A 13415-nucleotide genomic window follows, 5' to 3' on the forward strand; every position below is an offset into this window, starting at 1 on the left:
GTTTATTCTTATGAAGAAGTTACTCTATATAATGACTATAGGACTTAGCCTATCAGCATGTGATATGGAAAAGTATCCGTTAGATGCTATATCTCCAAATACTTTCTTTAATACAGAAAATGATTTGCGGCTCTATACAAACTCGTTTTATGATGCATTACCTAATGCCGAAGGCGTTTATAACGAAGCAATAGATAACATCATCAAGATGGATCTGGCAGATGAACTGAGAGGAACTCGAATTGTTCCGACCAGTGGCGGAGGCTGGGAATGGGAAAATTTACGTAATATCAATTTCTATCTTGATAATTCCTCAAAATGTAAAGATGAGGCTGCGAGACTTCGTTATGATGCGTTAGCTCGTTTTTTTAGAGCTTATTTTTATTTTGATAAAGTAAAACGCTTTGGCGATGTACCTTGGTATACCCATGCAATTAACGATAAGGATGAAGAAAATTTGATGTTACCTCGTACCCCTCGAACCGAGGTTATGGACAACATTTTGGAGGATATTAATAATGCAATAGAGCATTTACCTGCCGAGAAAAAAGTGAATGAGATTACTCACTGGACTGCATTAGCATTAAAAGCCCGTATCTGTTTGCATGAAGGGACCTTTCGCAAATATCATACCGAGTTTAATTTGCCAGACTATGAGCATTTCTTGAATGAAGCTGTAGCTGCTGCGGATGAATTAATAACGAAGAGTGGATACAAGATTTACAATACAGGAAAGCCGGAAAGTGATTATTTAAATTTTTTCGCTTCTCATGAAGCGATTGCCGATGAGGTTATTCTTGCGCGAGGATACAGTGATGAGTTTCAGGTATATCATAATTTGAATTATTACACAATGACAGCCTCTTATGGACGTCCGGGCTTGGAGAAACGACTTGTAAACAGTTATTTGATGCGTGACGGAAAACGCTTTACAGATCAACCGGGCTACAATACTATGTTTTTTACAGAAGAGATGAAAAACCGGGACCCTCGTTTGAGCCAAACAGTTCGCGCTCCCGGATATACCAGGATTGGTGAGACTGAGACTTTAGTGCAAGAATTCGGTTCTACGGTAACAGGATATCAGTTAATTAAGTTTGTCACAGAACGTAAATGGGATACGAACCAAAAGGATATTAATGACATGCCTTTATTCCGTTTTGCGGAAGCCTTATTAATTTATGCAGAGGCTAAAGCCGAATTAGGTTCATTGACTCAAACCGATTTAGAGAAATCAATCAAGCTACTTAGGGACCGGGTAAATATGCCTAATATTAATATGGCTGAAGCTAATGCAAATCCGGATCCTTATTTGGAAAAGCAATATCCTCATGTAAGTGGAAGTAATAAGGGTGTGATTCTTGAGATTCGTAGGGAACGAAGGATAGAACTGGTAATGGAAAGCTATCGCTGGGATGACATGATGCGTTGGAAAGAAGGATCTACTTTCATGGAACAATTTAAGGGAATGTATTTCCCAAGTTTAGGATCTTTTGATCTGGATGGAGACGGAAATATTGATGTTTGCATTTATGAAAATGAGAAACCGGTTTTAGAAGGGAAAAATATCCAATATTTAAAACTTAATAGTGATATTACATTGGAAAATGGTAATTCCGGATGTATCATCATAAATCCTCATATTAAAAAAGTTTGGGATGAGAAAAAAGATTATCTATATCCGATACCTATCCAGGAACGTTTGTTGAATCCCAATCTAACACAGAATACGGGTTGGAATGATGGCCTATAATTAAATAAATACAGGGGGCTGTGCCAAAAGTCTATATTATGGAACGCAGACTACGCAGACAGGGCGCAGATTTACGCAGACAATAGTTTTTTATAAAGAATCTACGTAAATCTGCGTGTTCTGCGTCATCTGTGTTCAGTAATAGCTTTTTTGACACAGCCTCCAAAAAATGATAGATATGAAAAAAAATATATTATTGTTAGCTTATTTGTTTGGCTGTTTATTTACAGTAAATGCGCAAAAAACAATTGAACCCAAGGAAGAGAACACACTCCGTGTTATGTCTTATAATGTAAGGAATTGCCGGGGTATGGACGAGGTGATTGACTATCAGCGCATAGCGGACATAATGAATCGGGTGAATCCGGATGTGATAGCAGTACAGGAGTTGGACAGTGCATCGATACGTAATAATGGAGTCTTCGCTTTGAAGGAACTGTCAGATCGTACACATATGTTCTATACCTATGGCCCTTCTATAGACTATCAGGGGGGAAAGTATGGCATCGGTATACTTTCAAAGGAAAAACCTATACGTCATTGGATGTTGCCTCTTCCCGGCAGAGAAGAAAGTCGCTTATTACTGATCGCAGAATTTGATAAATATGTCATGTGTTGCTCTCATTTTTCTTTAACAAAAGAAGATCAAGTATTATCTGTCCCCATTATATTTGATGCATTAAAAAATATACATAAACCTTTGTTTTTGGCAGGAGATATGAATTCTGTCCAAGGATCTCCTACTCAAAATGCTTTGCAAAAGAAATTTATACCTTTGAATAATTATAAAGACAATACGATTCCCGGACAAAATCCGAATCGTTGTATTGATTTTATTTACGGATTTGATAATGGTAATCAATATTCTGTGTTACATCGTCAAGTGCTTTATGATGAGCCTATCGCTTCGGATCATTTACCACTGTTCGTAGATGTAAGATTAAAGGCAGATGTAGCTGATATTTTTCGCACGAAGCCCTATTTACAAAATCCGTTAGACGGAGGAATTACGATTTCCTGGTTTACCAATGTGCCAGTTCATAGTTGGGTCGAATATGGTTTGGATCGTAATTTGAAAGAACGTGAAGAAACGATTGTCGATGGTCAGATCATTTGCAACAATAAACATCATAAGATTCGCTTGAATAATTTAAAGCCGGGAATAACCTATTATTATAGAGTTTGTTCCAGGGAGATTACTTTATATGAGGCATATAAAAAGGAATTTGGAGAAACTGCTTATTCCGATATTTATTCTTTCACGGTACCTGACGTTAATACATCAGATTTCACAGCTCTTATATTCAATGATTTGCACAAAAAGAATGAGGTCATGGATCTATTAACAGATCAAATTCAAGGGACTGATTATGACTTTGTTTTGTTTAACGGTGACTGCATTGACGATCCCAGAAACGAAACGGAAGCTGTATATTTCCTATCTTATTTGAATGAAAAAGTAAAAGCAGAAACCGTACCGGTTTTCTATTTCCGGGGAAATCACGAAATACGTAACGCCTATTCAATTCAGTTGAGGAATATTTTTGATTATGTAGGAAATAAAACTTATGGGGCATTTAATTGGGGTGATACCCGCTTTGTTGTTCTTGACTGTGGCGAAGATAAACCTGATTCGACGTGGGTATATTATAATCTGAATGATTTCGATGGTTTCCGGAAGGAACAAGCGAAGTTTCTTCAAGAGGAATTAGCAAGCAAGAAGTACAAGAAAGCAGCTAAAAGAGTTTTATTACATCATATTCCTCTTTATGGCATGTCGGAAAAGAGTTATCTTCCTTGCTTGGAATTATGGGGAGACCTATTAGCAAAAGCTCCATTTGATATAAGTATTAATGCGCACACACATCGTTTCGCTTATTGGCCTAAAGGTTCAAAAGGGAATAATTTTCCTGTAGTCATTGGAGGAGGAAACCGGCCGGAGAATGCGACAGTCATGATTTTATCAAAAAAAGGAAAGTCTATGACTCTTAAAGTTCTTGATACAAAAGGCAATGTATTGCAATCAATACAGTTATGAAGATTTGAAGCCTTCTTTGTAATTCAGACTGCGATTCAATATGAAACATAATCTGAGCCTTCACATCCCGTCTTATAAAAAAATCACCGATGCCGCCTTTTCTTTAACTGGCGGCATCGGCAATCCCTAAAGCATAGCTTCCTATAAAGGTTTCAGCGGGCAGCCTTGACAATTTGTCTACCTTTGGATCAAGCCGAAAATAGATTCAACTCTTTTTCTTCATCTTAAAATGGTCGAATCCTTCTCCATAAACCCCAATAACTGCGCTCTGTGAAACAAATGCACTCGGGTCGATATCATTAATAATACGGAAAATAGTAGTCGACTGGCGTTTCTTGGCCAGGACAAACATAATTTTCTGTTCCTGACCGGTATATAGTCCGGTTGCATCAATAACCGTAACCCCACGATGTAAAGCGTTTATCTCACGTCCTATTTCCTGATATTTCTTCGATATGATAAAGAACTGGACAGACTGACGGGCACTGTTTACAATCTGGTCCAACACAAAACTACTGACATAAAGCGTAACAAAACCATACACAACCTTTTCCCAGTCCTTCAATACAAAGTAGCTGGAGGTAATAATAATCATATCACAAATCATAATAACACGCCCCAGCGTTATATCACGATATTTATTGATAATAGCCGCGATAATATCGGTTCCACCGGTACTGCCATTCGCCGAGAATGCAATCCCGATGCCACTACCACAGAAAGAAGCCCCAAGTACACAAGCCATAAACGGCTGGTCCTGCAAAAGAGATAAACCTGCCGTTACTTTCTGTATCACTGAAAGAAAGAAGGTCAGGACAAATACAGCATAAATCGTTTTCACACTGAACTTCCAGCCCAATACTTTCAAAGAAAGCAACAATAGAAAAGCATTAATACCAAAATACACATACTGCACCGGCAAGCCCGTTGCAAAATAAACAATAGAGGCAATACCCGGTACGCCACCGGTTGTAATGTCATTAGGCAACAAAAAAACGGTCCATCCGATACCGTAAAGAACCATCCCTAAAGCAATCATCAGATAATCTTTTATCTCTCTGTGCATCACCTGGGTAGAAGCTGTTGATAATGTTGGTTTCATTCTAAATTCAGTTTTATGAGGCTGCAAAATTAGTGAAAGTTTAAATGCGAAATAGATTTCCCTATATTTAATGAACAAGAAAGGCTTTTTTAACCGTAAACTTTTCTCCTTCGGGATGATAAACCGTAGCATAAAAAATATAAACACCAGGAAGCAGACGATTACCTTCCATCCCGCATCCGTCCCACAATAACTCACCGGAAATCCCCAATGCCTCATGATTGGCTATTTCCGCAGCCAACCTTCCTGAGCAGTCGAACACTTGTGCACGGCAATTATAACCGGACTTATCCAACAGGAACGAAACCCGGTAACTGTCCTCTTCTTCTTTATATGCAGGTGCTTCCATACCTGTGGGTTCCCCATTCTCCATCATCGATTCAGCATATTGGGAGTTTTGGAAACCGGGGGTTCCATATCCATCAGCTTCCAATGCGGAAGTCCAGTTTGCCGGGTCCTGCGTTTCCTTTTCCGGGTCAATACGTTCCAAAGCCACTCCTTTTTTATCTTTTATGGAAGATGCATGCCATTTGGAAGAATAAGAAATCTCATCTATTACCACATCATCCTCTGTTCGTATCAATACGACTGTAGAAGAGGTATTGGCAAGAACCGGCAACTTTGCTATTTCAAACAAATTTTCCGGAGAGGGCGTTCCGTAAAAAGAAGTTACTCCTTCCATACTTTTTGTCAATAACACATATCCTCCTGCCACGACAGGAACAGAAACGGATGAAAGAGGATAACGGGTTCCAAGTACCCCATCCCCCTTTCTTACTGCAACAGAAAGCATTGATACCGGCAAAGTATGCTCCGAGCGGTTATACAACTCTATATACTCGCTTCCTCCGGAAAAAGGTTCCGGAAGAAGTTCATTAAATATAAGCTCGCCAGGCAAAACTGTCCCGGTTACCGGTTCCACTGGAGAGGTATCGGGTTCGTCCGGTTCATCTGGTTCATCAGGAATATCCGGTTTTGATGGTTCATCCGGCACTGTTCCCGAAATACTATTTTTTGATCCCGGCGTACCTCCCCTTGGGTCTTTTGACAGTTCCCATTTATTCCCGGAACGTTCCCATGAGCAAGCAGGGGTTGCTTTTGCATAAGTGACTTTATCCACCACTTTCCCACCGGCATCTATTAACTGTAATTCTTTTCCTGTATTTGCCAAAGCGGACGGAAAATTATCCAAAGGAACAGCAATCCCGGTTACGTCCACTTCGATATCTCTTCCTGAGCGATAAAGGACAGCATACCCTTGTGCAGGAACACGGATATTGCCAACCGGTTTGGCTTTTCCTCCATAAGAGAATTGCCATCCGGCAAGGGAGAGTTCTTTATTTTCCGTATTATACAATTCTACATATTCCGTTTCGGGTAACTCCTCCAAACCTTTTGGGTCTGCCATAATTTCATTTATCAATAGAACGCCGGAAGAACTATTTCCCGAATCATCCGGGCCTTCTTCTTTATCCCCTTCTTCTCCATGCTCTTCCAAAACCAATTCCTGGGAAAAAGAGGATAGTTTATTGCCAGACAAATCCGAAACACCAGCATATGAAACCGTATAAGCAGAACCTATCTGCAACTCTTCTTTAAAAAAGACATCCACTTTTGTTTGCGTCTCATCCGAGTAGGTTTTCCCGGTTACTTCCCCTATACCGGAAACAGAGAAAACAGCTTCCGTTATATTTACAGGTTTATCAAAAACAAACTGAAGTGCGGATACAGACAACACCTTGATTTCCGTTAATTGGGGAAGCGTTTCCGGAGACGGCTCAGGTGTTTCAGGAAGGGTTGTATCGGTTGGCTTTATCTCATATTGTATTTTTACATTATCGATACTAAACAAACGGCTGCGTTCCTTTGTATAAACAAATTTGAAAAGGAATTGTCCTTTCTCTACCGGAGATACGGGATAAGTGCAATGTCCTTCCTCCACATAATAAGAATCCGCATGCTGACGGCTATACATCGTCCAATACTTATTTTCTTCCAGGGTTACCTTGATATGGACCCACGAATCCTTTTTATAATTATTGGGCAGCCGTTCAAACATATCCCTGTTTCCGTTATGGCATAATCCTAACTTATTCCCCCCGGAATATCCGATTCTCACATAATAGAATTTTTCTTTTTCCTGATAAAGATACACGTATAAGGCATTCTTATCGCTGGGAACATTTCCCATCTGCACATCAAACTCCCACTGCATATCAGAAGCATACAGCAGATTCAAACCGATAGAAGCATCACCGGATGCTGCAGGCTGTATATTTAACTGAAGACGCCCATCCGGATTGATTGCAAATTTATCCCGGTCTTTTCCTATCCAGATTTCAGGAATATTTGGTCCGTCAAATGTTTCAAATACCTGTGAATATAGACAAAAAGGCAGGAATACAAAGAAAAATAGAATGATTTGTTTCATAGTTTTACGGTTTTGTTTATAAATTGTATATCTTTGCACGCCACAGCGTTGAGGCATAAATAGAGCTTGCTTTAATGCCTGGTAAAATTATTACATTTTTTCAATAAACAAATTAATTAGTGCTCAAAATGAAAGTAGCAATTGTTGGAGTCAGTGGAGCTGTAGGACAGGAATTCCTGCGTGTGCTCGACGAGAGAAACTTCCCGATGGATGAGCTGGTGCTTTTTGGCTCATCACGCAGTGCCGGACGTGTTTATACCTTCCGTGGTAAACAGTATACCGTTAAGGAACTTAAGCACAACGACGACTTTAAGGGAATCGATGTTGCTTTTGTTTCCGCCGGCGGTAGTACATCAGTCGAATTTGCAGAAACCATCACTAAACATGGTACTGTAATGATTGATAATTCCAGCGCATTCCGTATGGAAAACGATGTGCCTCTGGTAGTTCCCGAAGTAAATCCGGAAGATGCACTGAATCGTCCGCGCGGTATCATTGCCAATCCGAACTGTACAACTATCCAGATGGTAGTTGCATTGAAGGCAATCGAAAAACTGTCGCACATCAAGCGTGTACACGTATCTACTTATCAGGCAGCCAGCGGTGCAGGTGCAACAGCTATGGCTGAATTGATAAAACAATATGAACAATTGCTGAAAGGCGAAGAACCTACAGTAGAAAAGTTTGCTTACCAGCTTGCATACAACGTTATTCCTCACGTAGATGTATTTACCGACAACGGTTATACGAAGGAAGAAATGAAAATGTACAACGAAACACGTAAAATCATGCACTCCGATATTGAAGTGAGTGCCACTTGTGTTCGTGTTCCGGTAATGCGTGCCCACAGTGAGGCCACTTGGGTAGAAACAGAACATCCAATCAGTGTGGAAGAAGCACGTAAAGCATTTGCTGAAGCCGAAGGTGTTATCCTACAGGATGAGCCGGCTAAGAAAGACTATCCGATGCCTCTGTTCATTGCAGGAAAAGATCCTGTTTACGTAGGACGTATCCGCAAAGATATTACAAACCCGAATGGTTTGACTTTCTGGACTGTAAGCGACCAAATCAAGAAAGGTGCAGCCCTGAATGCCGTTCAGATTGCAGAATATCTGGTAAAAGTAAAAAATATCGGATAATCATTCTTTTAAAATATACATTAGCAGCCGTAAAAGTCATTGAAAGACTTTTACGGCTGCTTTCTTTTATATTAACACCTTTATTCAGGCTTTAATTTGGCTTCCTTCTTCCATTTATCCGATTCTCCTTTCGCTGCTTGCATATAAGATGAAAATCAATCTCAGTGCCATTTATATATCAAGCTCATTTTTATTTCTTATATTTACCTCAATTAATACATTTGACCATGAGAATAACATTTTTGGCCTTACTGCTATCGGCCGCATGTTGTGTCACAACATTTGCACAAGAAAACTATGTACCCACCCCGGAGAACTTGCAGGCACGTGAAGAATTTCAAGACGGAAAGTTCGGCATCTTCCTTCATTGGGGATTATACAGCATGCCTGCACAAGGCGAATGGTATATGCAAAATGCAAACATCAACAAAGATGAATATGCCAAACTGGCTTCGGGCTTCTATCCCATCGAGTTTAATGCTGCCGAATGGGTTGCGGCAATCAAAGCGGCAGGAGCCAAATATATTTGCTTCACTTCCCGCCACCACGAGGGCTTTTCCATGTTCGACACCAAGTATTCCGACTATAATATTGTAAATGCCACTCCATTCAAACGCGATGTGCTGAAAGAGCTTGCCGATGAATGCCACAAACAAGGTATCCGTCTGCATGTATATTATTCGCATATCGACTGGTATCGCGACGACTACCCTATGGGACGTACAGGAAGGGGAACGGGCAAAGATCCGAAAAAAGCGGATTGGAAAAGTTATTATCAATTCATGAACAACCAACTGACCGAGATACTTACCAACTACGGAAAGATAGGTGCTATCTGGTTTGACGGTTGGTGGGACCAGGACCAAAACCCGGACTTCGATTGGGAACTGCCCCAACAATATGCCTTAATACATAAATTACAGCCCGGTTGCCTTATCGGCAACAACCACCACGGCGTTCCTTTCAAAGGAGAAGACATTCAAATCTTCGAACGCGACCTTCCGGGAGAAAACACGGCCGGACTATCCGGACAAAGCATCAGCCGCTTGCCACTCGAAACCTGCGAAACGATGAACGGCATGTGGGGATATAAAATTGCCGACCAAAACTATAAAAGCACGAAAACATTAATCCATTATCTGGTAAAAGCTGCCGGAAAAGATGCCAACCTATTAATGAACATCGGTCCTCAACCCAACGGAGAATTGCCGGCAACAGCAATCAACCGCTTGAGAGAAATGGGCGAATGGCTGAAAACATATGGCGAAACCATTTACGGAACCCGTGGCGGATGTGTAACGGCACGCGACTGGGGAGTAACAACCGAAAAGGGAGATAAAATGTATGTTCATATTTTGAACTTGCAGGATAACGGCCTTTATCTGCCTGTTACAGGGAAAAAAGTAAAGAAAGCTATTTTGTTCAAAGACAAATCCGCGGTTAAGTTCTCGCAAGACAAAGAAGGCGTGTTGCTGAAATTCAAGGAAGTCCCCACGGACATAGATTACGTGATAGAACTTACCTTGCAAAAGTAACTTTACAATCGTTTTCTTTTCTAAGCTCAGCCCGGTTGATTCATTAAAAGGAACTTTAAAAGTCTTCCCCGTCGAAACATTGTGCGAATAAATATTGTACATTCATTTAATTTACTGTTTATTTGCAACATTATTTTAATTTTTACTGTTAAACAGGAATCAGTAATCAATGAAACAAATATGAAAAAGATTCTTTTTTTATTGTGTATGTTCGTAACGCTCCAGGTTAGCGCTCAGGAATTTCATTTTATTCCTAAAATCGGTTTAAATCTGTCTAATATGACAAATAGCGGAGCAAGCATAAAACCGGGTGTTAACATTGGATTGGCTGGGGAACTTATGCTGACTAAACATTTTGCGATTGAACCGGGAGTATACTATTCCATGCAGGGAAACAAAGGGGACGTAGGCAACTACTTCTACAGTGACTACATCAATATTCCAATCTATGCCAAAGGCTATGTATATAACGGTTTATATATATTTGCCGGCCCTCAGTTCGGATTTAACGTAAGAAGCAAACTGAATACTTTCTCCTTTAAAGATTATGCAAAGACTTTTGATTTTTCATTAGGGTTAGGTGTTGGTTATCAATTTGCATGGGGCATGATGATTTCAGCAAACTACAACATCGGCTTAACGAATACTTTCACCAAAGACTATAAGAATATTTTCGGAGAAAACTATAAAAACAGCGTTGTGCAAATCAATCTCGGCTGGAGATTCTAAGCCATATTCCTCATACCTTCTGTCAGGCTATGGGGAGAATAGCCTAATTCATTCTGCGCCTTTTCTATACTTAGCCCGCTATACTGGGGGCGCAGAGTGGTTTCATTCATTTCTTTAGTAGAAACGGGATGTATTAAAGAACGGTCTAAATTGAAATAATCAGCCACCCGGTAAGCCATATCTGCTATCGAAACATATTCTTTTCCACAGATATGCCAGATGCCACTGGCGTTATGGTGTATCAAGCGTTCCACTCCATCGGCCACATCGCCTACATAAGTCGGAGTACGGTATTGGTCGGATACTACGCGTATTTCCTGTCCGGCTTCCAAACGGCTTTTTACCAATTGGAGAATGTTGCCATGTTGTCCAGGCAAGGATTTGCCATAAACAACGACTACACGGACTATTGCATAATTGCCACATTCCCTTGCAACCGCCAACTCCCCTTTATATTTGGAGACTCCGTAATAGTTAACCGGAGCCGGAATATCGGTCTCCGTATAAAGTTTATCTTCTTTACCGTCAAACACAAAATCCGTAGATAAATGGATAAAGCGGCTACCGGCTTTTTCACAGCAACATGCCAAATGCGCTACCGCCTTCATATTTATGGCATCGGCTTCATCCGGATGTTTTTCGCAATAATCAGGAACAGAGAGAGCGGAACAGTTAATAACAACCTCCGGAGAAACTATATCAAACAGCTTTTTAATTGCCGGATAGTCATTTATATCTGCCTGTATATACTGATAACTTTCATCCGGACAAATATCCGGATGAAAAGAACAAGCTGTCACCATATATCCATCCTTTCCGGATAATGTATTCAATATCCGCCTGCCAACAAAACCATTTGCTCCTATTATCAGAACTTTCATCAGAACATATACATTACAACCCCTAATATACGGTGGTTCGTTACAGAATGGGTATTTACAATTTTCCCATTGCCTTTATTCATATCACCATACCAGGCAACGGAAGGGCTATATTCCATTCCAATCTTCCAGTGAGGCAAACAATAAGACAGTTGAACATTCGTTGTAAACACCTGATCCACATCCAAACCAACCCCATAAGTTGAACCGGCCAGCGCTTTGCTTGTTCCCAAATTTTTCAAATAACCGACAAATAAGCCCGGTTGCCATTTCTTTCCATACACAACATTTATCCAAGTGGTAGAGTGACGGAAAGGAGTATATTCCTGCTCCCCGGTACGGGCATCGATGGCAGTAACCCCATATCCTCCCAACATACACCCTTGTGTCAGGTTAGAAGCAAGCATTGTTTTGGCAGAAACCATCCAGTCATTGTTCGTATATTTTGCATGAGCCTCAAACGAAAGAGAAGTAATCCGTTCATTTACTTTATAAACACTCTGTCCCACCGTCGACTGCGTACGCGGTTTTAATGAAAGAACTTCCATTCCGGCACCGGCAACCCAATTATTCCCTTTATAATCCGCTCCTACAAAAAATTCAGGGATACAACTATTCTTTATATATTCCTCACTCTTCCCATTAGGGCCCGCAGATAAATATTGCAACTGCCAGATGGCTGCAGCAGTCAATTGCCAACCACTGTTCGTATAACGGTAACGAAGCATCGGACTTCTGTTAAACAGATTGAATGGAGCTCCGGTAGACAAATTCAACATTTGCGGATAAACATCCCCGAATAAAGGGTGCCAAGTCTGCCCTATCAATACGGCAGATTTTCCCCAATCCAGATTTACATAAGCATGGCGGATACGAAATAGAGCAAAATTACTTCCGGAACCACGAAAATCCAATTCTATTTTCGCAGAACTCTTTGCTTTACCGATATTCGGTCCGCTGACATCCAATCCTAAACGGGAATATAACAGATAAAAACTCCCGTCCGGACGTGCATTCAAATCTTTACCATCAGCATCCGGAGCAATATCTTTCGGATAAAGATGAAATAATCCATCTACTATTTCAGCGTTAGAACGGGAATTATAAAACAAATCTCCCCGGACCTGCCCATAAAACTTATAAGAAAATTTCTTTTTTTGTGCATAAACAGCACTCAACAATGTGCACAGGAAAAAACACAACAGTACAGTTAATCGTCTCATCTATTTAAATTTTGCGCAAAGGTAACAATTTATCATGAAATTGATTAATCGGCCATTACTAATCAGAATAGAGACCCAACTATCAAAATGACAAAACACCCCATGCATACGCGGATTATATGAAGGCAGGTACGGGAAGCGTTGCAAATACGCCACTCTCGCAAAGTTAAGGTTTACCGGTTTGTTTACACTGATGGATTTATAATTACGAAATGATAGGACGCGGATATTATTTTTTGACGCGGATGACGCGGATAAACACAGATTAATACAGGTATTATATTTCTTAATCCGCGTTTATCTGCGTCATCCGCGTCAAATCATATAGTTACGTTTTTCAGAATATAATAAACTATTTAACATCTGCATCAGGTTCGGTTTTTCAATCATTCCAGAGCCGCATCCATGCCCAATAACATCTAAAAACAGGACATATATGCTTTAAAATCGAAACATATATGTTTTGAAATCGAAATATAGGTGTTTTATCCGCGCGGATTACTGTATTTTGGTCCGCAAGTAGTTGGAATTAGTAGCGGTACTAATTGAAAATACCCCCAGAGTAAATGAAAAAAGGTACCGGA

At 40.4% G+C, this 13415-nt stretch carries 9 protein-coding genes; 5 read left to right on the top strand and 4 right to left on the bottom strand.

The features are described 5' to 3' along the window. Positions 1-10: 10 nt before the first annotated feature. Together ACGE0T_RS17635 and ACGE0T_RS17640 are read left to right on the top strand one after the other, a co-directional pair. A complete protein-coding gene (locus ACGE0T_RS17635) occupies positions 11-1753 on the top strand; it encodes a RagB/SusD family nutrient uptake outer membrane protein (RefSeq protein ID WP_459187890.1) in 1743 nt (580 codons plus the stop codon). Between the two features lie 178 nt (positions 1754-1931). Next, positions 1932-3791: an endonuclease/exonuclease/phosphatase family protein gene (locus ACGE0T_RS17640; RefSeq protein WP_459187891.1), complete on the top strand. Its 1860-nt coding sequence runs from the start codon at positions 1932-1934 to the stop codon at positions 3789-3791. A 205-nt stretch (positions 3792-3996) separates the two neighbouring features. Here ACGE0T_RS17640 and ACGE0T_RS17645 read toward each other — a convergent pair whose 3' ends face one another. Then, entirely contained in the window at positions 3997-4893 is an 897-nt protein-coding gene (locus tag ACGE0T_RS17645) for a YitT family protein (protein WP_459187892.1), read from the bottom strand. Positions 4894-4960: 67 nt separating this feature from the next. Continuing rightward, positions 4961-7324 (bottom strand): lamin tail domain-containing protein, encoded by a 2364-nt coding sequence (locus tag ACGE0T_RS17650; RefSeq protein WP_459187893.1) that lies wholly within the window; start codon positions 7322-7324, stop codon positions 4961-4963. Positions 7325-7452: 128 nt separating this feature from the next. Here ACGE0T_RS17650 and ACGE0T_RS17655 point away from each other — a divergent pair, with 128 nt between their 5' ends. The 3 genes from ACGE0T_RS17655 to ACGE0T_RS17665 all read left to right on the top strand — a co-directional run bounded on the left by ACGE0T_RS17655 (position 7453) and on the right by ACGE0T_RS17665 (position 10727). Then, positions 7453-8463 (top strand): aspartate-semialdehyde dehydrogenase, encoded by a 1011-nt coding sequence (locus tag ACGE0T_RS17655; protein ID WP_459187894.1) that lies wholly within the window; start codon positions 7453-7455, stop codon positions 8461-8463. A gap of 227 nt (positions 8464-8690) precedes the next feature. Beyond that, positions 8691-9998, top strand: a complete 1308-nt coding sequence (locus ACGE0T_RS17660) for an alpha-L-fucosidase (RefSeq protein WP_459187895.1) — start codon at positions 8691-8693, stop codon at positions 9996-9998. A gap of 180 nt (positions 9999-10178) precedes the next feature. Then, on the top strand, positions 10179-10727 hold the full coding sequence (locus tag ACGE0T_RS17665; RefSeq protein ID WP_459187896.1) for a porin family protein: 549 nt from the start codon (positions 10179-10181) through the stop codon (positions 10725-10727). Here ACGE0T_RS17665 and rfbD read toward each other — a convergent pair. Together rfbD and ACGE0T_RS17675 are read right to left on the bottom strand one after the other, a co-directional pair. Next, the gene (gene rfbD / locus ACGE0T_RS17670; RefSeq protein ID WP_459190505.1) at positions 10724-11611 is read right to left on the bottom strand and encodes a dTDP-4-dehydrorhamnose reductase; all 888 of its coding nucleotides are present in this window, start codon (positions 11609-11611) and stop codon (positions 10724-10726) included. The two genes, ACGE0T_RS17665 and rfbD, sit on opposite strands and share 4 nt — an antisense overlap. Next, positions 11608-12831, bottom strand: a complete 1224-nt coding sequence (locus ACGE0T_RS17675; RefSeq protein ID WP_459187897.1) for a hypothetical protein — start codon at positions 12829-12831, stop codon at positions 11608-11610. Before ACGE0T_RS17675 ends, rfbD begins: the two co-directional genes overlap by 4 nt. Positions 12832-13415: the final 584 nt, after the last annotated feature.

This window comes from Parabacteroides sp. APC149_11_2_Y6 (genome assembly GCF_054506995.1).